General features: G+C 36.1%; 28 protein-coding genes, 1 tRNA gene and 1 pseudogene. 24 read left to right on the top strand and 6 right to left on the bottom strand.

The genetic code is table 11. The features are described 5' to 3' along the window. The 22 genes and pseudogenes from AB3I20_RS10985 (at nt 1) to AB3I20_RS10880 (ending at nt 17,958) form a co-directional block, all read left to right on the top strand. Complete coding sequence (locus tag AB3I20_RS10985) at nt 1-1,008, top strand: major capsid protein (protein WP_368027332.1); 1,008 nt, start codon at nt 1-3, stop codon at nt 1,006-1,008. A 10-nt stretch (nt 1,009-1,018) separates the two neighbouring features. After that, nucleotides 1,019-1,225, top strand: coding sequence for a hypothetical protein (locus AB3I20_RS10980; RefSeq protein ID WP_368027331.1), 207 nt, complete (start codon nt 1,019-1,021; stop codon nt 1,223-1,225). Nucleotides 1,226-1,264: 39 nt separating this feature from the next. Further along, nucleotides 1,265-1,603 (top strand): phage head-tail connector protein, encoded by a 339-nt coding sequence (locus tag AB3I20_RS10975; protein WP_368027330.1) that lies wholly within the window; start codon nt 1,265-1,267, stop codon nt 1,601-1,603. Continuing rightward, nucleotides 1,600-1,929, top strand: coding sequence for a hypothetical protein (locus AB3I20_RS10970; RefSeq protein WP_368027329.1), 330 nt, complete (start codon nt 1,600-1,602; stop codon nt 1,927-1,929). Before AB3I20_RS10975 ends, AB3I20_RS10970 begins: the two co-directional genes overlap by 4 nt. Then, complete coding sequence (locus tag AB3I20_RS10965; RefSeq protein WP_368027328.1) at nt 1,922-2,263, top strand: HK97-gp10 family putative phage morphogenesis protein; 342 nt, start codon at nt 1,922-1,924, stop codon at nt 2,261-2,263. Before AB3I20_RS10970 ends, AB3I20_RS10965 begins: the two co-directional genes overlap by 8 nt. After that, the gene (locus tag AB3I20_RS10960) at nt 2,264-2,659 is read left to right on the top strand and encodes a phage capsid protein (protein ID WP_368027327.1); all 396 of its coding nucleotides are present in this window, start codon (nt 2,264-2,266) and stop codon (nt 2,657-2,659) included. Next, nucleotides 2,660-3,178: a phage major tail protein, TP901-1 family gene (locus AB3I20_RS10955; protein WP_368027326.1), complete on the top strand. Its 519-nt coding sequence runs from the start codon at nt 2,660-2,662 to the stop codon at nt 3,176-3,178. Between the two features lie 42 nt (nt 3,179-3,220). Next, nucleotides 3,221-3,568 (top strand): tail assembly chaperone, encoded by a 348-nt coding sequence (locus tag AB3I20_RS10950; RefSeq protein WP_368027325.1) that lies wholly within the window; start codon nt 3,221-3,223, stop codon nt 3,566-3,568. Between the two features lie 104 nt (nt 3,569-3,672). Next, on the top strand, nt 3,673-3,879 hold the full coding sequence (locus tag AB3I20_RS10945) for a hypothetical protein (RefSeq protein WP_368027324.1): 207 nt from the start codon (nt 3,673-3,675) through the stop codon (nt 3,877-3,879). A 16-nt stretch (nt 3,880-3,895) separates the two neighbouring features. Then, nucleotides 3,896-6,745 carry a tape measure protein gene (locus tag AB3I20_RS10940; RefSeq protein ID WP_368027323.1) on the top strand — a complete coding sequence of 950 codons (2,850 nt, stop codon included), beginning with the start codon at nt 3,896-3,898 and terminating at the stop codon, nt 6,743-6,745. Between the two features lie 10 nt (nt 6,746-6,755). Then, on the top strand, nt 6,756-7,535 hold the full coding sequence (locus AB3I20_RS10935) for a distal tail protein Dit (RefSeq protein ID WP_368027322.1): 780 nt from the start codon (nt 6,756-6,758) through the stop codon (nt 7,533-7,535). Then, the gene (locus AB3I20_RS10930; protein ID WP_368027321.1) at nt 7,532-10,402 is read left to right on the top strand and encodes a phage tail spike protein; all 2,871 of its coding nucleotides are present in this window, start codon (nt 7,532-7,534) and stop codon (nt 10,400-10,402) included. The genes AB3I20_RS10935 and AB3I20_RS10930 overlap by 4 nt, the downstream gene beginning before the upstream one ends. Continuing rightward, on the top strand, nt 10,402-10,929 hold the full coding sequence (locus tag AB3I20_RS10925) for a CHAP domain-containing protein (RefSeq protein ID WP_368027320.1): 528 nt from the start codon (nt 10,402-10,404) through the stop codon (nt 10,927-10,929). The genes AB3I20_RS10930 and AB3I20_RS10925 overlap by 1 nt, the downstream gene beginning before the upstream one ends. A gap of 3 nt (nt 10,930-10,932) precedes the next feature. Beyond that, nucleotides 10,933-13,095: a phage baseplate upper protein gene (locus AB3I20_RS10920; RefSeq protein WP_368027319.1), complete on the top strand. Its 2,163-nt coding sequence runs from the start codon at nt 10,933-10,935 to the stop codon at nt 13,093-13,095. 49 nt (nt 13,096-13,144) lie between these two features. Beyond that, nucleotides 13,145-14,527, top strand: coding sequence for a DUF6270 domain-containing protein (locus AB3I20_RS10915; RefSeq protein ID WP_368027318.1), 1,383 nt, complete (start codon nt 13,145-13,147; stop codon nt 14,525-14,527). Nucleotides 14,528-14,588: 61 nt separating this feature from the next. Beyond that, a pseudogene (locus AB3I20_RS10910) lies at nt 14,589-14,663 on the top strand (XkdX family protein); the annotation flags it as partial. Between the two features lie 57 nt (nt 14,664-14,720). Continuing rightward, complete coding sequence (locus AB3I20_RS10905; protein WP_137206670.1) at nt 14,721-14,963, top strand: hemolysin XhlA family protein; 243 nt, start codon at nt 14,721-14,723, stop codon at nt 14,961-14,963. A gap of 12 nt (nt 14,964-14,975) precedes the next feature. Further along, the gene (locus tag AB3I20_RS10900) at nt 14,976-15,173 is read left to right on the top strand and encodes a phage holin (RefSeq protein WP_270346637.1); all 198 of its coding nucleotides are present in this window, start codon (nt 14,976-14,978) and stop codon (nt 15,171-15,173) included. A gap of 10 nt (nt 15,174-15,183) precedes the next feature. After that, nucleotides 15,184-16,200 carry an N-acetylmuramoyl-L-alanine amidase gene (locus AB3I20_RS10895; RefSeq protein WP_368027317.1) on the top strand — a complete coding sequence of 339 codons (1,017 nt, stop codon included), beginning with the start codon at nt 15,184-15,186 and terminating at the stop codon, nt 16,198-16,200. Nucleotides 16,201-16,546: 346 nt separating this feature from the next. Continuing rightward, complete coding sequence (locus tag AB3I20_RS10890; protein ID WP_368027316.1) at nt 16,547-17,137, top strand: hypothetical protein; 591 nt, start codon at nt 16,547-16,549, stop codon at nt 17,135-17,137. Continuing rightward, complete coding sequence (locus tag AB3I20_RS10885; protein ID WP_368027315.1) at nt 17,127-17,294, top strand: hypothetical protein; 168 nt, start codon at nt 17,127-17,129, stop codon at nt 17,292-17,294. Before AB3I20_RS10890 ends, AB3I20_RS10885 begins: the two co-directional genes overlap by 11 nt. After that, nucleotides 17,284-17,958, top strand: a complete 675-nt coding sequence (locus AB3I20_RS10880) for a hypothetical protein (protein WP_368027314.1) — start codon at nt 17,284-17,286, stop codon at nt 17,956-17,958. The genes AB3I20_RS10885 and AB3I20_RS10880 overlap by 11 nt, the downstream gene beginning before the upstream one ends. A gap of 141 nt (nt 17,959-18,099) precedes the next feature. On the opposite strand, the gene AB3I20_RS10875 is transcribed toward AB3I20_RS10880, so the two are convergent. The 5 genes from AB3I20_RS10875 to AB3I20_RS10855 form a co-directional block, all read right to left on the bottom strand. Beyond that, nucleotides 18,100-18,537 (bottom strand): DNA-binding response regulator, encoded by a 438-nt coding sequence (locus AB3I20_RS10875; protein ID WP_368027313.1) that lies wholly within the window; start codon nt 18,535-18,537, stop codon nt 18,100-18,102. A gap of 12 nt (nt 18,538-18,549) precedes the next feature. Next, a complete protein-coding gene (locus AB3I20_RS10870; protein WP_067481108.1) occupies nt 18,550-18,999 on the bottom strand; it encodes a hypothetical protein in 450 nt (149 codons plus the stop codon). A 394-nt stretch (nt 19,000-19,393) separates the two neighbouring features. Next, nucleotides 19,394-19,666: a hypothetical protein gene (locus AB3I20_RS10865; RefSeq protein WP_368027312.1), complete on the bottom strand. Its 273-nt coding sequence runs from the start codon at nt 19,664-19,666 to the stop codon at nt 19,394-19,396. 5 nt (nt 19,667-19,671) lie between these two features. After that, a complete protein-coding gene (locus AB3I20_RS10860; RefSeq protein WP_368027311.1) occupies nt 19,672-19,968 on the bottom strand; it encodes a DUF5960 family protein in 297 nt (98 codons plus the stop codon). A gap of 127 nt (nt 19,969-20,095) precedes the next feature. Next, nucleotides 20,096-20,179, bottom strand: a tRNA-Leu gene (locus tag AB3I20_RS10855). A gap of 708 nt (nt 20,180-20,887) precedes the next feature. On the opposite strand from AB3I20_RS10855, the gene asnB reads away from it, so the two are divergent. Continuing rightward, nucleotides 20,888-22,783, top strand: a complete 1,896-nt coding sequence (gene asnB, locus AB3I20_RS10850; protein ID WP_368027310.1) for an asparagine synthase (glutamine-hydrolyzing) — start codon at nt 20,888-20,890, stop codon at nt 22,781-22,783. Nucleotides 22,784-22,974: 191 nt separating this feature from the next. Here asnB and AB3I20_RS10845 read toward each other — a convergent pair whose 3' ends face one another. Beyond that, nucleotides 22,975-23,784: a Cof-type HAD-IIB family hydrolase gene (locus tag AB3I20_RS10845; protein WP_067484119.1), complete on the bottom strand. Its 810-nt coding sequence runs from the start codon at nt 23,782-23,784 to the stop codon at nt 22,975-22,977. A gap of 276 nt (nt 23,785-24,060) precedes the next feature. Between AB3I20_RS10845 and AB3I20_RS10840 the strand changes: the two genes are divergently transcribed. After that, complete coding sequence (locus AB3I20_RS10840) at nt 24,061-25,497, top strand: NCS2 family permease (RefSeq protein ID WP_368027309.1); 1,437 nt, start codon at nt 24,061-24,063, stop codon at nt 25,495-25,497. The last annotated feature ends 200 nt before the right edge of the window (nt 25,498-25,697 follow it).

Genomic DNA, 25,697 nt, shown 5'->3' with positions numbered 1-25,697 from the left:
ATGGCAAATATCGTAGAATTATTTTCACAACGCAACGTCTTAGACTATGTAAACAATCGTCAAGCTCCCGCTTTGTTGGGTGAAACACTTTTCCCAGCACGTAAAGTACAAGGGCTTGAATTCGATATTTTGAAGGCTGGTACTCGTATCCCAACAATCGCAAGTGTACATGCATTTGATACTGAAGCAGAAATTGCATCTCGCGTGGCTTCTCGTAGCGCTCAAGAGCTAGCTTTCATCAAACGCAAAATTCAATTGAAAGAAAAAGACTTGATTGCATTACGTAATCCTCGTACTGCAGAAGAACAAGCATTCTTAGAAAACGAAGTGTATAACGATGTATTTTCAATGGTTTCTTCTGTCAATGCTCGTGTTGAAAAAATGCGTATGGAAGTTTTAGCAAACGGTACAGTAACTTTAGACGAAAACGGCTTAGATTTAGTAGTTGATTACGGTGTTCCAGCAGAACATAAGGCTACAGTTGACTTTGCTGCCTCTTCTACTGATGTTATCGGACTATTAACTACATGGGCAGGGACGTTGGACACTATGCCAACTCGAATTTTAACATCTACGAAAGTTCGCAATGCTATTTTGCAAAATGCTGGTATCAAAGCGTACTTTAAAGACGCTGGCTTGCTACCAACAGCGGGAACATTGAATCAAATGTTGCAACAATTCGGATTGCCTGTGATTGCAACATATGATGCTAAGTACTACAAAGAAAACGCTCAAGGCGTGTTGGTCAAAGAGCGCTACTTCCCAGAAAATAAACTTGTTATGTTTGGTGATGAAAATCCAGGCGAATCTATTTTTGGTGTTACTCCAGAAGAATCTCGTTTATTATCTAGCGGTTCTAACGACTACCAAGTAGGAAACATTTTTGCAATGGTTTATGAATCTAATCTTGATCCAGTTGGAACATGGACGAAAGCAGCCGGAACAGCGTTGCCAAGTTTCCCTGAAGCAGACAACGTTTTCCAAGCAACTGTGTTGGCAGAAGGCTAAGGTGGAAATTATGGATAAATACAAGGTTTTAAAAGTTTTCGTTGATGTTCATACGAAAGAAACTTATCGAGTAAACCAAGAAATCACTTTAACCAAAGAACGTTTTGAAGAAGTTGAAAAAAATCTCGAAGTGTTTGGCGGAGGATTTTTAGAACTAATTAAAACTGAAAAGCAGACAGATAAGAAATCAGCCAAAACACCTAAAAAGAAAGGTTAGTCATTCGACTAGCCTTTTTATTTTTGAAAGGAGGCAGTCATGAACGAAACCTTGGAAGAAGTGAAACGATCACTTGAAGTTGATAACAAAGAACTCGATAAACAACTAACTGACTTTATCAAACGAATCTCAAGTCAACTATGTGTACGTTTAGGCTTCTTGGAGAACGTTCCTGTGGCTTTAAACTATATCGTAGTTGAATGTACAATCAAGCGATTTAATCGCAAAGGGAACGAAGGCATGAGCTCGTATGGGCAAGAAGGGGAGTCAATATCCTACGGAAAGCTTTTAGATGAGTTTGAAGATGATATATCAGCATACAAAGAGAAACAAAAGGAGAATAGCGTTCCTCGTAAAGGAGTGGCTAGATTCTTATGAGATATGACACAGAAGTAACTTTCATTATCGAAAAAGACGGCTATTATGATCCTGACTTAGGGGGGCATGTAGAACCAACTTTAGATAAAAAAATCAAACTTGCTAATGTTACTGATTTGGGAACTGACCGCTCGAAGGCTTTGTTCGGAGATATTAAACAAGGCGCAAAAGTTATTCGTTTGCTGAGACCTTATACAAAAGAATGGGATTACGTTTTGATTTTTAACAAGCTAAGAAATAAAACGGAGAAGTTCGAGATTATCACCGAGCGAAACCTTCGATTGAAAAATACTTTTATTGTTCAGGAGGTGGCTACTGGTGACTAGAAAAAATGTTTCTCTTAAAGGCGTCAGTGAATTGACAATGAAACTAAAGTCTAATGCAAATATGAAAGATGTGAAGCAGATCGTCAAACAGAACACAGCAGAATTGACACAAGGGGCACAACGTAAAGCTCCGGTAGATACTGGTTATTTAAGACGTTCAATCACAATGGATGTGGGCAATAGCGGTTTAACAGGAAAAGTGAAGCCCACTGCTGATTATGCTCCTTATTTAGAATATGGAACGAGATTTCAGTCAGCCCAACCATTTATGCGACCGGCTTTCAACAAGCAGAAGGCGCAGTTTAAATCAGATATGGACAAGTTGGTGGAATAGATGAAGACAAGAGAACAATCAATCTTTGATGAGATGTTTAAACGATCGAATGCATTGGGATATCAAACCTATGACTACAAACCAGCGAGTGCTACCACCTACCCTTTTGTAGAATTTGAAGATACTCAAACACTTCACTCTATCAACAAGTCTCATGTCTTGGGAAATGTCGTGATTGTCATTTCTGTATGGGGATTACACACAAAGCGGAAACAGGTGTCTGAGATGGCTTCTGCGCTATTTGAACAAGCAATGCAAGTAAACACATCCGACAATTATTCATGGTCGTTAGACACAAACGCAAGCGATATACAGACAGTAACAGACACAAGCACAAACACACCACTCAAACGAGCGATTATTGAGCTGAACTTTAAGCTAATAGGAGGAATTTAAATGGCATTAAAAAAAGGTATTGACGTTGTTCTTTTGTATCGCAATTTGGCAAAGCAAGCAGAAGAAGACGCGAAAATTGTAACATATCAGACAGAACACACTTTTGGTATGTCTAGAAATACTGACTCAACAGAAACGAAAGATGGTACGGCACAGTCCGTTGGTGGTATTGAATATGACTTTAGTTCTACTGCCCTTTATGAGCGAGGAAGCAAAACATTAAAAATGCTTTATGATGCGTTTATGGAAAATGAAGAAGTAGAAGTTTGGGTAATCGATAAGCTTGATCCACAAACAGGAGATACTAATAAATTTGGTGCTAAGTATGCACATGCTTTTATTTCTAGTTATGAAGAGACTGCTTCTGCAGAAGATAACGTAGAAGTGAGTATTGAATACGCTGTTCAAATGGTGCATCAGGATGGTTATGCGACTTTATCAACAGACCAACAAAGTGCAGTTCAGTATGCATTTACTGATACAACAAAACAAACAGAAGAACAAACACCAGAAGGTTAAGCACTCTTGATTGAGTGCTTTTTATTTTAGGAGGATGAATCAATGGAATTAGTAATTAACGAAAAAGAGTATTCTTTTAAATTTGGGTTCGGATTTATTCAAGAAATGAATCGTCGTTATTCAGTAACAGAGAAAGGTTTGACTTTAAAAATGGGCTTAGATACCATTCTTGCCAATTTTTTTAATGAAGATGTGGAAACATTGGTCGAAATGCTAAAAGTAGCAAATCTAACAGAAAAGCCGAAAATCTCTCAAGACGATTTAGCTTCTTTAGTTGAAGAAGTCGGTGCTGAAAAGCTATTCGATGAAGTATTAGAAGAGTTAAAAAAGTCGGAATTTACAAAGAAAAAGACGAACAAGATGCTAGAAAATCTAAAAATCGAACAATAGATGATGACTTCTACAGGAATATTCAAATAAATTGTATTCGCTATTTAGAAATGACTAATTTCACCGACATAGATCGAACGACTTTAACTGAATACGAAATTCTTATGACTGCTTATCGTTTAAAAAGCATTGATGAGCAAGAAAAAATTCATTTGCAAGCATGGGCGAATCAACAAGTGCAAGCTACAAAAAAACGTGGCAAGCGTGACGTACCAGTTTTTGATACTTTCGGAAAATTCTTTAACAAGAAAAAACTAGAAGAAACAGTACTTGGTGTAAAAGAAGAAATACCTAAGTTCGTTAACTCCTGAGGAAAGGAGGTAAACAATGGAATCATATAGTGTAGAAGCGATATTATCTGCTGTAGATAAAAATTTCTCATCTACAATGAAAAGTGCTGACAGTTCTATGAATAGCTTGGACAGTAGCACACGAAAAACAAATACTTCTATCCTCGATGTAGCAAAAGGCATCGGGGTTTTTAAATTAGTTAATTCAGCTATTGGAGTTGTTAAAAAATCGGTAGATGGTGCAATTGATCGTTTTGATACATTAAATAAATATCCGGTCGTTATGCAAGCACTAGGTTATTCAGCAGATCAAGTTGACAATTCAATGAGCAAACTAAATAAAGGCATTGACGGCTTACCTACCTCACTAAATGAGATTGTATCCAACACGCAGCAATTAGCAATCTCAACAGGTGATTTAGACAAAGGAACAGACACGGCAATTGCTTTGAACAATGCATTCTTAGCTTCTGGTGCTTCCACTGCCGATGCTAGTCGAGGAATGCAACAATACGTTCAAATGTTGTCTAAAGGTACTGTGGACATGCAGTCGTGGCGATCTATTCAGGAAACAATGCCAATTGCCATGGATAAAGTAGCGAAGTCATTTAAGGACCAAGGCGTTAATTCAGTTAATGAATTGTACGATGCATTGCAAGGAGGAACTATCACTTTTGAAGACTTTAACAATCGACTTATTAAGTTAAATGAAGGTGTTGGCGGTTTTGCTGAACTAGCAAAGAAAAATTCTGCCGGAATCAGAACTTCATTTTCTAATATTAAAACTGCTGTTGTAAAAGGTTTAGCTAATATAATGACAGCTATTGACGAAGGAATGCAGGGTGCTGGGCTTGGAACGATAGCCGAAAACTTTGACAAGATAAAAGATGCTGTGAATACGACGTTTAAGGTGATTGCAGAAAATATACCTCCAGCAATCGATTTTCTAACTCAACTGTGGGAATCTCTGAAAAAAGGACTGGACGGTTTCGATGTAACTGGATTTACTAAAATATTCGAAATAATAGCTAATGTCGCTAAAGTCGCTTTTGGAGCTATTTTAGCGGTGTTGCCAACAGCCGTCGAGTGGGTTGGAAAACTCGCAACGTTTTTCAGCAAGGTAGTTACTGCTATTCAACCATTTTTACCTGCACTGTTACCTATCATTGGTGCGTGGGCTAGTTTTATGGTTCATTTAAAAGGAGTTAGTACAGCCATCCGTTTATTCAACAGTCTGAAAACTGTCGTTACTGGAGTGACGACTACCTTTAAGATTTTAACAGCTGTTATGGCAGCTAATCCGTTTGTAATAATAGTTGGCGCAATCGTTGGATTAGTTGCAGCATTCATTTACTTCTGGAATACAAGCGAAGAATTCAGAAATTTTTGGATTGGTTTGTGGAATGGAATATCAGAATGGTTCAAACAAACTTGGAGTGGAATATCTGAGTGGTTTAAAAAAGCTTGGGATGGTGTTTCTGAATGGTTTAGTAATCTATGGCAAGGCATCACAGACGCCACATCTAAAGCATGGGACACGATAAAAGAAGCGCCAAGTAAAGCAGCCGATTGGATAATGGGCAAGTGGGAAGAAACGAAACAGTTTTTTGCTGATGTATGGAGCAATATCAAAAAAGGAGCATCTGATATTTGGGATGGTATTCTAAATACTGCTTCAGATGCATGGGATGGCGTAGTAAAAATAGTTTCACCGTATATAGAAACGATAACTGGACTATTTGATCCGCTTATAACTTTTTTCTCCAATTTGTGGTCGCAAATTGGAACAATAGCAGGGGCAGCATGGGAAGTCATCAAAACAATTGTCATGGGGCCTATTTTGTTACTCATCGATTTGGTGCTGGGGAACTTTGACCAACTAAAAACTGATGCTGCTATGCTTTGGACAACTCTGAGCGAAAATATACAAATCATCATATCTACGTTTATAGGCATTGTCGTTGGTTACTATACTGCGTTGAAAGACACAGTAATCAATATTTGGATAACAATTTCTACTACGGTTTCAGATTTGTGGAATTCTTTCACTACATGGATTTCTGAGACAACTAAAGCAATAGTTGATGGAATTAAACAGGCGTGGGAAGATTTTAAACAGTCAGTGATTGATTTGTTTAACGCTACAGTACAAGGGGCAAAGGATACTTGGCAAGCGTTCAAAGATTGGTTTAAAAACCTTATTGACACAACTATTCAAAACGCAAAACAAACATGGGAGAACTTTAAACAATCAACTATTGATATCTTTAATTCTCTTGTAGAAGGCGCAAAACAAACGTGGGAAAACTTAAAGCAAGGCACTATTGACATTTTCAACGGACTTGTTGATGGTGCAAAACGAGCTTGGGACAACTTAGTCAAAAGTGTTCAAGGGTTAATTGATGATGTAAAAGGTTGGTTTGATAAGCTTAGAGAAATTAATCTGTGGGAAGCTGGCAAGGCAATCATGGATAGCTTTTTAAAGGGACTAAAGAAAGCTTGGAAAGCAGTTCAAGATTTCGTTGGGGGTATTGGAGATTGGATTCGCGATCATAAAGGACCAATTAGAGTTGATAGAAAACTACTGATCCCTGCTGGTAATGCCATTATGGAAGGTTTGAATAATGGATTAAACAAGGGGTTTAGCACCGTTCAAGACAATGTGTCTTCAATGGGCGATAGATTGTCTACTAACTTCGATATCGGTTCTCAGCTATCAAATATCAACGGACAAATTCAGACACAAGTACAACATGAAGTTAGTTACGGGACAACTAACCAACCAGCACAGTTTAATGTGCGGCTTGGAAATAGAGAATTTTCAGCGTTCGTTGAAGACATCAGTCAAGCACAAGGAAATGAAATTAATTTGAACATGCAATTTTAGGAGGTAGGAAATGAATAATCCGTATTCGTTTTTAGATACGATTAAAAACCACGAATACATTCCAGAGTGGATTCCTACCTCTGCTATGTATTATGACGGTATTTTGTTAGAAGGAGTTATAGAAGGATATCAGACACTCTCTGTATCCGGAAGAGAAATGATTTCCGTTTCAATCGAATCTCAATCAGTGCAAGTCGGTAGTATCGTAACTAATCAGACATTACCTTCTAGGGTACTGACGATAAAATTTAAACTATACGATCGTGATTCATTTAAATTGCAGAAGAAATTTGATGAATTAAAAAAATACTTGTATCGCAAAAAAGATGTGCCGATACGATTTAATGATGAGCTTGATAAAACTTATTATGGCCGTTTTTCATCTGCTGAAGCAGTTGACGGTAGCACAAATAGTATAGTGTCGAGCTTCGATATTTTTTGCGCAGATCCACGTAAATATTCAGAAGAATATGTTTCAAATGGGAAAATAGTGACATATACGCCTTACGAAGTTGTTCCTGATTCCATCAAATGTACTCTTGCTGAAGGTGTAGGAATAACTGTGAAGAACGGATCGAAACAAATGAAACTAATGAACAGCAATCTAAAAAAAGGTGATATTGTCGAATTTAGACCCAAAAATGGCGATGTGTTAGTCAACGGGAAAGACGGAACTATTTATCTCTCGTGGGCGGATAGTAATTTAGAAGATTTTACAATTGCGCAAGGTGACAATGTAACAAGCAGTAACGGAAATCTTGAAATTATGTATAGGACGGTGATGTTGTGAGTGAAACAATTTACTTTCTCGATGATGAGCAAAAACTTCTAAAGGGAGTTGGAGAAAAAGAAATCATAGAGGATATCCAAACAAAAGAAATCACCGAAGATAAAAGCGAGTTAATGAGTGACACACTTTCAGTTACTGTTTTAGATAATGAAAAAATAAGAGACGCAGTTTTTATGGCGGTTCGTGAAAACGAGTCGTCTTTTTCTATGTATAAAATTATTGCGGATAGTGATCCAAATGGCATGTTGCAATTCACTGGTGTTAACTTTGCAGTTGATGAATTAAGTGCTTATATCGTTAAGGATATGCGCCCAAACGGAAAATCAGTTAAAGAAGTTGCTGAACAGATTTTATCGTATACAAACGGTGAATGGCGCGTTGGATATGTTGACAGCGCATTAAAAGCAGTTAGTGGTTCTTTTTATTACATTAGTGTCAAAGATGCATTGAAGCAATTGCAAACATTCAATTGCGAAGTTGTCTTTAAATGTAAGATTGATGGAAACAAAGTGGCGGATAAATGGATTGAAATCTATTCACGCATCGGTGAAGTAACCAATAAACGCTTTGTTTATGGTTCAAACGCTTTAGAAGTAGTTCGTCAACGTGACCGCTCACAAGTCTACACGTCAATCATCGGACGGGGCAAAGGTGAAGAAGTGGGTGACGGTTATGGAAGACGTATTGAATTTACTGATGTCGAATGGAAGAAATCAAATGGTGACCCATTAGATAAACCAAAAGAACAAAACTGGATTGAGTATCCAGAAATGACGAAACTTCACGGGATTCCAACAAAAAATGGCACTAAACGTAAACGAGAAACAGTTCTAATCTTAGAAGATATAGAAGACACGAAAGAGCTACTTCAGCTCACCTACGAGAACCTTGTGGCTTACAGCAGACCGCTTATTCAATTTAAGACGTCTGTTCTTGGCGGTGATTCAATCGGTAACACCGTTACAATTCACAGGAAAGACAAGAACTATCATTATCAAACACGCGTGTTTAGTGTCAAATTAAATCGTCTGACAGGTCAAGCTGAATGTGGGTTAGGCGACAACTTAAGTAATTCTAGTACTCGTCAATCCGCCAGCACACAAAACAGTATTGCAGATCTCACGGAAAGTAAGATGACTTTTTATCAATCTACTGAAATTGGCAAGTATCAAGATGATATCATGCGCGGCGCTGGGAAGAATGGTGGCTCAGTTTATCAAGTGAACGGAATTGAAGCAGGGATTAGTGACAGTCGTGAAGTGTATGAAACGATTTATATGGACGGGCCAAACATTCCAAATTCACAACATTTCATGATTGAAAATAGTGAAGGAATATCTTTCAAGAATTGTACAAAAGGTCAGTGGCAAACAGTGCAAGACGTTCACAATGGTTCGTCAGAAACAGCATGGACACTTGATGGAACGTTTAATGCGAATTTTACTCGAGCTGGAAAAATAAGAGCGGATATATTTGAAACATCTTTCAATGGGACAGGTGACCAATTGAAAATGAGTGGAGGAGTTATTCGTGTTGTTAATAATGCAAAGAAAATCATGGAGCTAACCAAAAAAGGTATGGAATTCTGGAATAGCGGTGGATCTAACATTGGGACAATTGGTACTACAAACTCGGCAGGTAATCCATTTCCTGATGCGACAACACCAACACCAATTGAGGAAAACGCGCTAGTAATTCGCGCGAACGGTGATGGTAAATACATTTTGCTTTCTGCGTTAGAAGGTAGTGGTTTTGTAATGCTTGGTAATGGAACAACTATGCACATTGGGGATCTTAACGTGTATGGGAAATTGAGACTTAACGGACAAGAAGTTTATCCTGGCCAAGGTGGTGGGCCTAGCAACCCAGGCGATTGGGACGGTAACTATCCACCAGAAGTAACAACTAGCGCAGATAAGTTTGCATGGGAATTGTGGACTTTCTTACTTTCAAAAGGATATTCTAAAGCTTCGATTGCAGGGGTTTTAGGAAATGTTCAAGGTGAAACTGGTGGAACGATGGATCCTGATACAGTCCAAATCGGCGGCCCTGCTTATGGGATCGTGCAATGGGATGGTTCATCTTATCCGCTTGTTGGTCCTCCAACGTGGGACGGTAAGGTTTACGTCCAAAACTTATTTAACGCTGCCGGAATAACAGATGCAATATCATCGATGAGTGGGCAAGCAAAATTGCTGGATTGGTCGATGTATAACGGCCAATGGCTAGGAATTGTTGAACCTACGAGTGTATCTGGTTTTAAAGGCATGACAGATCCAGCTGCAGCAGCTTATACATTTGAACGGAATTACGAACGACCAGCAAGCACACATCCAGAACGCCAAGGGTTCGCCCAAGAGTGGTACAACAAGTTTAAAGATTTGGCTGTAACGCAACCAAACAATGATATCGTGTCTATCGCACGTAGCTGGCTTGGTTGGTTTTATTATGTTCAATTACATCCATCTGCAGATTTAGGAGACTTAAACAATCCCAACAAAAATGGCGGAACGGATTGTTCCGGTTTTATTTGGTTAGTCTTAAATAAAGCTGGCTATCGTGTACCAGCAAATATGCAATGGTATACAGGTTCAATGACAAGCGATGCGCGTGGTAATCATCAATGGCTAACTGAAATCAGTACGAGTCAATCAAGAGCTGGTGACGTGATTATTTACAATCAAGGAAACGGTGCAGGTAATAACGGACATACTGCTATCCTGTTGGAGCCTTATAAAGGGGATACGACTCAAATTATTGAGATGGGCGGAGATAGTCGCTACAGCGGTGTTAATGTTTCAACAATTGGTTATGCGTTCGGTTCTCTTTTAAGCGGTGACCGTTGTCTTGCAAGGGCGGTGAAATGATGTTCTATGAAAAAGGATTGAATCATTTAAAAAGCTTAGTCGGACAGTCGACAGGAAATGCACAGTGTTATGCAGTAGCAGCGATTTATAGCGGAGTGATGCGTGGTCCCGATTTAGGTGCTGGAACTTATTACAATCAAATGGAGCCAGTCGAAGGAGCGGATATCTATTCTGCTTCCGAAATCGGAAATGCTTATCACTGGGGTAAATACGGTTGGAAAGTGATAGCCAATCCTGATTTTGACGAGATAGAAGTGGGCTCCATTCTTTGTTTTGAACGTTCTTTACAACTAAGCGATGAATTTATCACGCATGAATATTATGGTCATTGCGCCGTAGTGAGAGGACTAGAAAACGGCTTGATTCAGACCTACGAACAAAAAGGTGAACTAGGTGAAATCGTTGCAGAATATGAGCGAGAGTATCTTGGGAACACATCAATTGTTTCTATGGTTATTCCGCCTTTTTTTGATGGCGAGCCTACAGAGTTCATTCATGGCCAAGCAATAATTGAAGAGGAGGAATAAATTTTGGCGAATATTACACACAAAATGACTTTATCGACAACAAGAGATAACTATGATGTTGGCGTTATTAAAGTGAGACAAGCAGATGAAGAGACACAAATTTTCGATGTTCAAATCACAGAAAACGGAGTGATAAAGCCATTTGTTGGCTTGACTCCGTTTTTTTGTTTGATGGCGAGAGAGATTACTGGAAATGGTGTGTCGGAAGAACCCGTTCAAGTATTTAATGCGACTAGCGGGACAATGAAATATACGCTATCCGCTAATAGCTATCAAATGATTGGGCGCAATGAAGCATACTTTAGCTTTCGAAGAGAAAATTCCGATGGCGAATGGATTGAGCAATTTAGTACACGATCGTTTTACTATACTGTTGAGAAATCAATCTATACACAGCTATTTAGAGATTCTAATAACTGGTTTACATTCAAAGAACTTTTTCGCTTATTTAGTGACTTCTTAGAAACAGGAAAAGGCGAATGGCAAGATTTTGTGGACGGGAACAAAGAAATTTTAGAATCTATGGATCCAGGAGGTGTTTTATTAAGTGAGGTTATTAACGCACGGAAACCCCAAACATCGACTAGCTTCAACGTTCTCGGAAATCGGTTGGATAATACAGATTTAAAAATTGACGGTAGTCGAGATGTGTTGCTGTCGAGCTTGGATAAAGTAGCTTTGTTAGCTAAAGTTGGTACTCGTGAGGAGACAGGGGATACTAAATTTCCGCAGGCTTTAGCTATTGATGAAGAAGATGGGAACTTTTACATCTTGAGACAATCAGCTGCAGGAAGCTACGATCACACACTATGCAAATACTCAATTGAGACTAGTGAATTGTTAAATCGACAAGTGATTCCAATCCAACTTGAAGGATATGTAGAAGGTCTTGCTTGGAAGAAAAATGCGGCTGGAGAAATGCTTTTTGTGCTTCCGACTGCGCGTCAAGGTGGGACGTATGTACTTTACAACTTTGAAAAAAATACGGTGTCTGATCCATTTGGAATGCTTGGTAGCAACAAACTTGGAATGGATAACACCGGAAGTTTCATCGTGACGATAAAAACTGACGAGCAAGGTCAAGATCCAAACACATATGCCAGCGGAGTGTATCTATACGATTATGAATCTGTCTTTAATGGTGGACCTGTGCTTTTAAAAACAGTTGATTTCATGCGTGATTGGATTGTGAGCGGATATAAGATTCAAGCAGTTACGATGGTGGATGATGCGATTTTATTTGCTCAAGGCTCTAATGAGACTATGATTACTGCTATTGATTTAGACGGACTACAAATCAAACGCTCATCGCTTAAAAAGAGCGACTATGCAAATGTTTTAGAAATTACTAGTGAAGTTGATGATGACACTATTATGGAACCGGAAGGTATCTGTTCCTATGAATCTAATGGTAAAACGGTAATTGCACAGTTGGTATGTACGGAAGGAAAAGCCTGTGTCGTAAGTCACGGGATTAGTCCTGATGATTCGATGGTAAAGGTAGTGAGCCGGCCGTTGCAAACAAAAAATCCCTTTGTGGAACTTTTAGGGTATTCCATTCTGCAATCTACAAGACCGAACGGAAGCCCTAAAATTGATCTGTCCGGAACAGACAAAAATTTATTTGAGACAATTCAGAATCTGACTACGGCAGGTTTTTATTTCATTGTTACGGCAAACACCGTCAAAAATACGCCTTATGGAGCATCTACGTTGACAGGCTGGGTCTACATCCGCTCGACGAGCAATGGAAAAGCTTCGAGAGCGATTGTTGAGCTTACTGATAACTCAAATCGTAAATTTGCGGTCAATTTCGATATAAATCGTACACCTACATGGTCAGATTGGGAGCAAACCGGAGGCTTAGCAGTTACTGCTTCTTCTGACATCTCAACGTTAGCCGGATTAACACAGGCAGGAACTTACAGTTTTTCTGCTGCTCTTTCTCGCACTATACCGGACATGCCGACAAAATATGTCAGTTTAGGAACTATGATTATTCATAAACCAATTACATCTTCATTCACGATTCAAGAAGCCTATCGACTAAATGGCGACACTGGACACACATTGCCAGCAAATCGTATTTTGATAGACGGCGTAGTAGCAAAAGGAGAGAGTACAGATGCAAATGGTTGGAAATATTCTAACGAAACGAACTCTTAATTATTTTGTATGATAAAATGTAAATATATATTTTTTAGGAGTTGTTTTTTTGAAAAAAGTTGCGTATAGAAGAAAAATTCAAAATGTTTTTTTTCACGATGATGGTGATACTTTTGACATAGAATATTTTGATGGACATTTAAAAATCAATAATACAAAAAACTTAAAAGAAGGAGATATTCTTGATTTTGAAGATGATGAAGACGATATAAAAGATACAAATAACGAATATTTTGACATAAGTAGTGTTTTTGAAGCTAAAATTTATAAAAATAAGTTTAGCAGTAAATCAATATATATAAGATCTAAAAACAGATTTGTTTTAAAAAAATTTATTGTTGCAGATGATTCTTACCTTTTTCAAGTTGACTTTAATTTGTCTCGAACAAGATTACCGGTTACCAACTTGTTTGTCTCAATTGAAAATAGTAATCCATCTATGCTGAATTTAAGTATGCTTTTAACACAATGCAATATAAAAAATAACACAATTACTTTCAGTGTAAAAAAAGATTACTTAGATAATTTCTTTACGGATAGTAATCAAGTAGCTAGCTTTTTTGTTGGAGAAAATGAAGCCGCGTACCGTGTATTCTCTCCTAAAGATGAAACTAGCAATATCTCAAAAGGGGTTTTTGGAGAAGCGCTAATTAAGTCAACATATCGAACTAAGATATTCGTTTTAGGTTCTTGTTATAGCAGAAGACTTTTTACGTCAACTGAGTATTTCAATAAAAATTATAAAGATTTTTTTGACGTGACAGGCACACAATTTCAATCATCTTTAATTGCTATTACACAAAAAAAGCAAGTAGAAAAATTTCCCCACGATATTTTTGTGAATCAACCAAAATCAGTTCAAACGAGTGTCAAAAATGAACTTGAAAATTCATTTTTTTACAATCTTAAAAATTTGGACATAGACTATTTAATTCTGGACATTTACGCTGATATAGATAGAGGTATTTGCTTCTTGGAAGGTGATAAAATAGTAACATTTTCAAATTATGTTTCGAATAAAACATCCTTCTTAAACGGTAGAAAGTTTCAAACGTTAGCTCCTCTAAATAGTTTTGGAAAATATAATGAATTATTCAAAAAAGCAGTAACTGAATTTAGAAAAGAAATATTGAATATTCTGCCAGAGGAAAAACTAATTTTGAATCACGTTGTACTTGCAACCGAGTATTTTGATGAGAAAGAGCAAATTAAAAAATTTGTTAAACGATCATCTGAGATAAGAAATAAAAATATTATTTCAGAAGCATTTTTTAATATCTTAAAAAATGAATTTCCCCGTGCCCATATCGTGAAAACAGATAATAGAAAGTATAGGGCTTCAGCGAAGTCTCCTGACGGATTGACTTATAATCATTATGAAACTGAATACTACAAAGATAAAATGACTGAAATAAAAAAAATAATAGAATAAAAATTAAGACGTGCTCAACTGAGTACGTCTTTTTATTTTAGGGAAAGTTGGTGAGTAAGTGACAGATGAACAAGTACAAGAATTTGTTCCAAGCTGTATTACGGAAGAAGAAACGGAACAAATTATTAGCAAATAAAATGTAAGGGACGTGCTCAATTGAGTACGTCTTTTTCTTATGGGAGTTGGTGAGTAGGTGAAAGATGAAGCAGTACAAGATGTTGTCGAACGTTTGGTTCGTATTGAAACTAAACTTGATAACTATGAAGCGCTAAGAGAAAAAGCAGAAAGTGCAAAAGATCAAGCTGAAAAAGCATATTCTATAGCTTTGAACAATGCTGATGATATTAGAGAAATGAAAGCCAATAACAAGTGGTCGTGGGGCTATATGATAGGTCTCGGTATCACTATTATTGGCTATTTTTTAACAAAATTATAGGAGGATAGTTTTATGATTTTACCAGACAAATATTACAACGTAATCAAGTGGGGCGTGCTGACTGTATTACCTGCAGCCTCTGTTTTAGTCGCGACTTTGGGGAAAGCATATGGCTGGCAAGGAGCCGACATGGCAGTTTTAACCATTAATGCGATTGCTACTTTCTTAGGTGTTGTTACTGGTGTTTCTGCATACAATTCGAATAAATAGGAGGTACTACATGAAAAAGAAATTTTTGTTTGGAGCTGTTACAGCTCTTTTTTTATTACCTGTAAACGCATTTGCTTACTCAATCAATAATGAATTTAATTTGTCAGCAAACGAAGGTAGTTCACAACTAGCAAACAATCGGTATATTTTGCTTCATGAAACGGCAAACGAAACTGCAACAGGTCGAAATGAAGCACAATATATGAAGCGTTCTTGGTACAATGCTTACACAGCTTATATCGTGGGCGATGGTGGCATTGTTTACCAAGTTGGGCAACCTGGTTATGTCCAATATGGAGCTGGTTCATATGCCAATGCAAATAGTCCAGTGCAAATCGAGTTGCAACACACTCACGACAAAAACACATTTGAAAAAAACTACAAGGCATATGTTGAACTAGCAAGAGATTCTGCTAAGAAATATGGAATTCCTCTGACATTAGATACGCCTTATAATCAATCTGGAATTAAGTCGCATTTATGGGTAACTCAAAATATTTGGGGAGATCACAGTGATCCATACGGCTATCTATCTGAGATGGGAGTCTCAAAAACTAAGCTAGCAAATGACCTTGTTCATGGATTTAGTTCAGAAAATGACAATCCTACAACATCACCTGCAGAGCCAGTCATTGACCCAACCAGAGCAGGTGCAGGTAATAGTACACTAACGGATGGAACAAACCATGCTCACATTGACCAGTTCGGTGAAATCGAAAATGCTAACTTGCACGTAGCTGGCTGGCACGTAGCTAATTACAAATACGAGTATATCTTTATCATGGACTATAATACTGGAAAAGAACTGGCTCGTGTAAAAGCAAATGGCGTTTCACGTCCAGACGTAAACTCATCGTATGGCACAAATGGAAATGTTGGGTATCATATCTCATTTAATATGCGTAGATTCCCAAATAAAAAAGTCTATGTCATGATGCGTGCAACAAATGATTCAAAAGGAAATACGAGCGGTGGAGCACAAGATTTTCATGACTCGCGTTGGTATTTGAATATTCCTAAACGATAAAAATAGCCCGCTCATTGAGCGGGCTGTACATAAGTTAGCTAAAATAGTAAGCTAACTAGTAAGTAAAATTGTAAATATTTTTTGATAGGAGAAGAATACTTGTTATTGTTGCACTCAAATTATTATAATTTTCTTCTTGTCAAACATACTATCCAAATAGCTTATAAAATTAGCTCATATATATTGACTTTCAATCATAACTATCGGATACTTTTAATAAAGATAAATGTACCTTTTTGTTGAATTTTTATTATTGAGGTAATATGACGAATTTGGCGTGTCTTAAAACAAGCGCAGAAAAGCGCTGCTTTTTGCGTACACAATCATAATTTGGAGGAATGGCAGCATGAATATTACGGTTAGCATAAATAAAGAATTTGGAGAACTCACAGAGAAAAAAATCAATAGAATTACTAAAAATTTTAATGATGTTGTGAATGTACAAAACATTGATTCACAAATTGCCCTTTTTCAATTCAGCGACCATGCTTTAATTTTGAATCGTCCTAATAATGAAATTGCTGTAGCATTCCCGTCTACTGATTTGATAAGTACTTCATTTGTGAAGTTAACTACTTTGTTAGATCTTTTAGACCTCGACAATACTGGAAAAACTAATATTTCTATAGAAGATATAGTAGATTTAGAATATTCTGTAGCTGATGTAAGTTTGGGGAAATTAGGAATAAATGATAATGAAACAGACGGAGTTGGATTTAGGTTCTTAGTAGATACGTTTGGAGATAATCCAAAAGAATTTAAAATTGAACCTCGTATTGATGATTTTAATAAATTGTATATTTTTTGTAATCAGTCACAAATCAATATTGCAGAGCTTACTGAAGAATTTATTCTGAATTCGGTAAGATATTTACTAGATAAGACTGATGAATATAAACAATTTTATTTAGAAAAAGGTGGTATTAGTGGCCAATAAAGAGCTTGTTTTAATTAAAGAACAAAAGAAAAAAAATAGAGCTAAAAGATTAGAAGAAATTAGAGTTAGTGGTAAAATTATAAGTGTAACTACTTTAATCCCTTTTTATCAAGAAAATAGTAACTTAAAAGAAGGGGAGAAAAAATATGACGTTTAACTCTTCTTTGCCTTTTGATATATCAAAAAAAAATTGGGCAGATGATAATTTGTTTCCCAGTGAAATGTATCTAGATACAAATCTTGCTTTAATGTTAGTGTTACGGCAACCTAATTTTTATAAGATTGAAGAGTTTCTGAAGGAGTATTCTATCACGCGTGGAAATGATGTTTTTTGGTCAGTTTTAACCGAAAGGGAGCTATTTGATTGTATACACGTTGATACTTTAAAAAGTAAAGCAAAACAATTTGGATATCAACCGGCAAAATGGAAAGATATGGAAAACGAGCTTGATCAAGGAAGTTTTGCTACAATAAATAATGAATCGAACGATAGATTTAGTTCGGCCATCAATGTGTTAAGGCAGTATGGGGACGTACTTGATGATGTAAATCCAGCTTCTCAACCCGATAGCAGAATTATTATTAGGGAAAATGCTAGAAAAATATATACAACATACGGCGGTGGAATTAAGGATGCTGAACATATAGCTATTGCTAACGAATTTGGAATCAATAATATTTTGACTAATGATTCTAATAGTGGTAATGGATTCTTTAGATATCCTCAACAGAACATTTATGGAATATCTAAAGTAATATCTACAGGATATAAACCTAATATTAAAGCTAACGAGTATAAGGACTTAATTAGTGGTAGATAGGAATTCACTTTTTCCTAGGGCCTTTCTCAACGGCGTGTGTTCGTTTGAGATAACGATTCTAAAATATGAAATAACTTTATGTACCTGATTATTCTTCAGGTTGCGAAAGCCCTCAACCAATCAATATTGGCTGAGGGCTTTTTATTTTTTACCAACACCATATTCACCTCTGCGGTAGGAGGTTAAATTATTAACAGTCCCGACAGAAATATCCAATTTTTCAGCAACTTCTTGTGTTGTGTAACCATTGTCTAACAGCTCGTTAACTTTGATACTTTGTGGAGTAGAATAGACACCTGCAGTTATCAAAATTTTCCGCACCTTCTGGCGCGACATATTATGATGAATTGCTGTTTCTCGAATAGAGCTACTATTCAAGTAAGTGTGAACAATAACGTCCGCATTCACTTGAATAGTTTTTTTGTATTGTTCTTCTAATTCATTTCTGTATTTACGAGCAGACTCTAAAGTTGTAAATCCTCTTTTTTGATAGTGTTTACGATTGACGACTAAGTCTACTCGATATTTTTTTACTTCGTTTTGAAAGTAAGAGGTAATACCTGCAAATTCAGTTTTCATTTTGCAATCTCCTCAATCGGCATTTACATAGTAAACATAAACTTCTTTATCCATAAAATTAACAGTATATACGTCTAGTGTGTCGTTTAGTTTAAGGTCATCTGAAGAAATAATTACTTTTACGCGAGAATGCTTATGCCCAAAATCGTCTGATAATACTTCTACAGTTTCACCATTCATAATTTTTTCTGGATCAAATTCTTCTAAATCGCCGTGTCCAAAATCTTTTTCTGCGTAGTCGTTTTCGATAAACGTTTTTAATGATTCGTATTCTTCCATGACAAGTTCCTCTTTTCTATTTTTAAGTAATTGTTCCATTTCATTGATATCTTCCTTGTTAGTAATCTTCAAAAATCCACGTGCGGCAGATCGTTTTCTAATATAGTTCATTTGTTCTTTATTTTTTTCTTGCCATTTACGACTAGCTTTAATTTGTGCGTCTGATGTCTTTTTTTCTGTCATGCTGTTCACTCCTTAAAATAAGTTAGCTAACTTAACTACGATTGAAATAATCAAAATTATCATCACAATAATTAAAAATCCATTTAATAATTTTCTTTTCATTTAAATCAATCCTTTCATATATGATATAATAAAAGGGAAGGGAGGGCTTTTCAGCCCTTAACCCTATTCGAGTAGCTTGTTCAGCAAATCTATTAACTTATCAATCAGAGAAAGCACTGCGATTGCTAATCCGATTTTAGTTGTAAGTTGTTTTTGCTGTTCAAGTTTTTTTCTTCCCTTTTATCTTTCCGACTCAATCGTTTATCACCTCCTTAACTATATATATTATATATCGGATATAGAAATAAATCAATGCTTTTACATAATAAAAAGCAAAAAGACCTTACTTTTTTTAGTAAGGTCTTTTGTTTGGGTAAATGCTCTTTTCAAATTCAACAACGATTTTCGGTTTGCTATTTAACTTATATTTTTTTACAACAAATTGTTTTCTACTATTATAATACCCAAAAATAGTGATATTCATTTTTTCTTCAACGTCAGCTAAGAAGTTTAAACTGTGATTAGCAATTAAGCAATTAACATCATTCAAGCTAAAACGGACGAGTGGGGTAGAACTATATTGCACGATTTTTATTTTATCAATTGTTCCAAAAAGTCTTTCCAAATGAATCACTCCTTATCAGGTTTTATGAAAGAATAACCAACGTAGTCATAACGTTGGTGTTTTTGACGAACATCAGGGATATTTGTTTTCACATCAAATAGAAAATAAACTGGCTTGCCATTCCTACTTTTAGACGCAGATATTTTAATATAGTTCTTTTGACTATGATATAAATTTATTAGCAATCTATCTTCGATAGCTTCAAATATGATTTCAGTATTCCAAAACTTATATAGATCGGTAACAAATTTATGCGTTGGATCATAATTGAACCATAAATACACTCCGTCAATCTCAAACATAAGATCACCTCAAAAACATTATACGAACAAACGTTCGATAAATCAATTGCAAATTATTCCGAAATAGATATGTTATGCTAAATAAAAAAGCTCTCAAAGCAATAGTTGCTTTAAGAGCTAAAAAATATGCAGGTGATGGGACTCGAACCCACACGAGCGAACGCTCATACGACCCTCAATCGTACTTGTCTGCCAATTCCAACACACCTGCCAAGGTAGAAACGCAAGACTACTAACGGTAAACGGCATGTCGTAGGTTCGAGTCCTACAGGGTACATAAAAAGACCTCAACTTAAATGATAGTTGAAGTCTATATTTGTTATTGCGATTAATCGAACACTTACCCCGTTTTTAATTACGTTTTTGACTACGTTTTGAATACTATCATTTACTAGTATTTGCTCGTATTACATAAAAAATATTACTTTAAAATTGAATATATCTGTATTTTCCTTTCACTATTATAAAATCACAAATCCTGTACCTTCCTTATTTAAACTAAAACAAAACAAGATTGAGTATTCATATCTCAATCTTTTTTTGTGCTGTCACATAACGACTAAATAAAAATAGTTGTGAATAAATGCAGGTTTAAATGCAGGTTTAATAGAATGAAAATGTGAAAAAAGTTAAAAAAAACGCTTTTCTAGCAGTTATGGAATTAAAAAATAGAGTAGCGCAAATGAGAGAGTCAAAATTTCTTTTAAGCATGAGGGATTAAGATAGCATCATAAAAGAAAACATGTTAAATTAGTTATTGAAAAACTTTTTATTAAATGTTCAAAAGTTTTCATAACTTATTTTCATGTGACGAAACTGTTAGGGAAGAACCTTTCGTCAGCGCTTTTCGAGTGTGTTAAGATGAAAAGTATGAAATAAAAAAATGAAAAAGTAATTTATATTAGGATGTGAAAGTTAAATGTGCGGGATTGTCGGTTTTGTTAATGACAAAGATAACAAGAGTGCAGTTGTAAACGCGATGATGGATCGCATTGTACACCGTGGACCTAATAGTTCTGGTGAGTATGTCGATAAACACGTTGCTTTAGGTTTTAGAAGATTGAGTATTATTGATTTAGAAGGCGGAACACAGCCTATTTATAATGAGGATGGAACAAAAATCATTATCTTTAATGGTGAGATTTATAACTATCGTCCACTGCGAGAAGAATTACTTGCCGCAGGACATGTTTTTCGCACACACGCTGACACGGAAGTTCTTCTTCATGGTTATGAAGAATGGGGAACAGAATTATTACAAAAAATTCGTGGAATGTTTGCTTTTGCTATTTGGGACAATGATAAAAATGAACTTTTTGGTGCCCGTGATCATTTTGGAATCAAACCTTATTACTATGCACAAATGAATGGTACGTTTATGTTCGGTTCAGAGATCAAAAGTTTCTTACCACATCCTGATTTCCAAAAAGAGTTAAATAAAGAAGCATTGAAACCTTATATGACTTTTCAATACTCACCTTTGAATGGCGAAACATTCTTTAAAGATGTGTACCGTTTACCTGAAGGCCATTATTTTACTTATAAAAACGGTGAGTTAAACATTCAAGAATACTGGGATGCTGATTTTGAAACAAAAGGTACACATTCTCGCCAAGAATGGATTGACAAAATTGATGAAACAGTTAAAGCTTCGATTGAGGCACATACAATCAGTGATGTTGAAGTTGGTTCATTCCTTTCAAGTGGTGTTGACTCAAGTTATGTGACTTCGGTTTTAAAACCAGATCATTCATTTTCAATTGGTTTTGATGATAAAACATACAATGAAGCAATTGAAGCACGTAAATTAACAGAGATTTTAGATTTAGACAATACTGCGGCGGTTATCGACGGAGATATGTCATTCAAAGCATTTCCGTTGATCCAATATCATTTGGATGAACCAGATTCAAATCCTTCTTGTGTTCCTTTGTATTTTCTAGCTAACCTTGCTTCACAAAGTGTCCGTGTGGTTCAATCCGGTGAAGGGGCAGATGAATTATTTGCTGGCTATCAAACATATGGCTTCCATACGAATTCAAAATTTATTCGTGTGATTGCGCAAGGGTTGAAGAAATTGCCAAAAGGAACGCGTTATAGTTTAGGTCGCAAAATTGGTAAAATGAAAAACTTCCACGGACGTATTCATTTATATGAATCACTTGCGCCGGCTAAAGAGTATTTCATTGGTCATGCGCGTGTCTTTGAAGAAAAGGAAGCGGCTGATTTATTGACAGCAACTTATCAAGATGCACCATCTGTGAGTGAAATTATGGCTGTCCATTACGAAAAAACGGATGGAATCAAAGATGAAGTCAATAAAATGCAATATGTTGACCTTCATCAATGGATGCCAAAAGATATTTTGTTGAAAGCTGACAAATTATCAATGGCAAGTTCATTGGAAGTTCGTGTGCCATTATTGGATATTGAAGTGATGAAATTAGCACAACAAATTCCAAGCAAATATTTATTAAACCAAAACAACACGAAAGATATTTTCAGACAAGCAGCAAACAAACAGTTGCCAGAAGAATGGTCAAACCGTGTGAAATTAGGTTTCCCTGTGCCAATTAAAGCTTGGCTAAAAGAAGAACATGGTTATCAAGAAGTGAAAGCTTTATTTGAAGCAGATTTTGCAAAAGAATTCTTTGACCAAGATAAAATCATGGAATTGTTAAACAATCATCATGAAGGAGTCAAAGAAGAGCAACGTAAGATCTGGACGATTTTTAGTTTCTTAACTTGGTACAAAGTTTACTTTATTGATGAAACAATCCCTCAAGCAGAACCAATTGATTATGTAACTGTCTAAGAAGGATAGAAGAAAAAAGGATTAATTTCTATAGAAGAAAAAAGCTGAAAAATTCATTGATAAAATGTATGTTTCCGTGGATGAAACGCTTGAAATTATTCTAAATGAGCTAGTTTTTCACTGCAAAAAAAAGCCTAAGACAATCAATGTCTTAGGCTTTTTTTGTTTCTTACTTATAGAATAAATACAAATTATAGTTGAAGTAATTTTTCTAGATGATCGGCTAGACCATCCTCTTGGTTCGTTTTTTCCGTAATGTCATTAGCGATCCCTTTTAGTTGATCGGTGCCATTTGCCATTGCAACGCCCCAACCAGCATATTCCAATAATTCAAGATCATTGTGCTCATCACCAAATGCGATGACGTCTTCTTGTTTGATTTCAAGATAATTGGCTACTTGGTGAACACCCTTTGCTTTTTCAATCCCTTTAGAAACGATTTCTAAAATAGCTGTTGGTCCACCCCAAGTGCGGACATCTACATAACTACCAAATTGACGGGTCAATTCATTTGAAACTTGTTCTGCAAATTGTTTTTCTGTACGAACGAGCAAAGAAGTTGGATTAGTTGTCAGGTTTTGAGGAGAAAGCAGATTTTTTTCACTCGGGTTTGATGAAGCAAAGATTTTTTCATCGAAAAAATCTAAGCTATCAATAAAAAAAGTTTCGCGGTTTTCAGCGGCAACGAAGTCAAGATTCAATGCTTTTTTTTGTGAAACAATTTCAAAGGCGATCTCGCGATTGATTTGTGATTCTTTTTCGCCACTCCAAAGTTGATTAGGAATGTGTACAAGAGCCCCATTAAAGTTAACCATTGGGGTAGTTAATTCTAACTGTTGATAAAATTGATAACTCATTCGAAAAGGTCGTCCAGTAGCGATACTAACATAGTGACCTGCTGCAATGGCTTTTTTTAAGGTTTGTTCGGTTTTAGTTGTAATTAAAGAGTCTTGATTCAGAGTAGTCCCATCTAAATCAATGGCAATAAGCTTTTTATTCAATGGCGATAGTCCTTTCTCAGCTGATATTTGTTTTAGTCTAGCATATTTGACGCAATAAACAAGTGCGAAAATCAATAACTGAAGAATGAAAAACGCCCTTTTTTAGAAAGAATGAAGCAAAACACGAACGTTTTTTGCTTTTTAATGTTTAAATACCATTTTTTAGTTGAAAAACGAATGAAGCGACGATATAATCAATAATTGTTCGAGGAAATTAGTTGTTGGTCTTATTTATTATCTTTCCTCATCAGAAAAAATCAGGGAGTGGAATTTTTTATGGATAAGTTTTTCGGATTGAAGGAAAACAAAACAAATGTATCAAAAGAAATAATGGCGGGGGTTACAACATTCTTTGCAATGAGCTACATTCTTTTTGTTAACCCAACGATTTTATCAGCTTCAGGAATGCCATTTCAAGCAGTTTTCTTGGCAACAATTATTGCTTCGGTTATCGGGACGTTAGTAATGGGCTTGTTTGCGAATGTTCCTTACGCACAAGCACCAGGGATGGGTTTGAATGCCTTCTTTACTTTTACTGTCGTGTTTGGTCTTGGTTATTCTTGGCAAGAAGCTTTAGCAATGGTCTTTATTTGTGGGTTGATTAATATTTTTATTACAGTAACAAAAATTCGAAAAATGATTATTCACGCAATTCCAGAAAGTTTACAACACGCCATTGGGGGCGGTATTGGAATCTTCGTTGCGTATGTGGGAATCAAAAATGCAGGGTTCCTTTCTTTCAGTGCGGATCAATCAGCAATCACGAGTTCTGTAGTTGAAGGTGGTAAGGCAACAAACGTAACAATTAATGGTGGAATTGTTCCAGCCTTAGCAAATTTCAATAATGCACCCATTTTATTAGCAGTTATTGGTTTAGTTATAACAGCAATTTTAGTAGTTAAAAATGTGCGTGGTGCAATGCTGATTGGTATTGTAGTGACAACTATCTTAGGTGTATTGATGGGTGTGGTCGATCTTCAAGCGATTGATTGGCAAGCTAATTCATTAGGAAACTCAGTTAAAGAATTAGGAACAACTTTTGGTGCTGCTTTTGGAGCAGAGGGAATGCAATCTTTATTCAGTGATAGTTCAAGACTTCCACAAGTTTTAATGACAATCATTGCGTTTAGTTTATCAGATACATTTGACACGATTGGTACATTTATCGGAACGGGACGTCGTACAGGCATTTTCTCAAAAGAAGATGAGGATGCATTGGAAGATGGAAAAGGATTCAAAACAAAAATGGATAAAGCTTTGTTTGCTGATGCAATTGCAACTTCAGTTGGTGCAATTTTTGGTACGTCAAATACAACAACGTATGTCGAATCTGCTGCCGGAATTGGTGCGGGTGGTCGAACTGGTTTAACGTCGGTAGTCGTTGCAATCTTATTTGCACTAAGCAGTTTATTCTCTCCATTGATTGCTATTGTTCCTGCACAAGCAACGGCGTCTGCTTTGATTTTAGTCGGTGTAATGATGATGGCTTCATTTGCAGATATCAAATGGGCGAATCTTGATGAAGCTTTACCTGCTTTCTTTGCTTCAATTTTTATGGGTCTTTGCTATAGCATTTCTTATGGGATTGCTGCTGGTTTTATCATGTATACAATTGTGAAGGTAGTTAAAGGACAAGCAAAAGAAGTATCGCTTGCTTTGTGGGTAGTTGATATTTTATTTATCTTAAACTTTATTATTTTAGCGACAATCTAAACTAGTTAAGTAAATGAAACAAATCAATCAAAAATATCTCTGTTAAAATTTTTAAGGCAAAGAGTACGTCTGTTGACGATACTTTTTGTCTTTTTATTTAGTTGAGTAATAGAAAAGTCAGAATTTTTTGTCTTTTTTTGTTTTTGCTTTCACATTCGTTGCTTGTTGCTTTAAAAATAGGTATGATGAAGAAAGATGAA

Origin of the sequence: Enterococcus sp. C50 (assembly GCF_040887505.1) — a bacterium.
GTDB lineage: Bacteria > Bacillota > Bacilli > Lactobacillales > Enterococcaceae > Enterococcus_B > Enterococcus_B thailandicus.
This window is presented reverse-complemented; position numbering and strand designations above follow the sequence as displayed.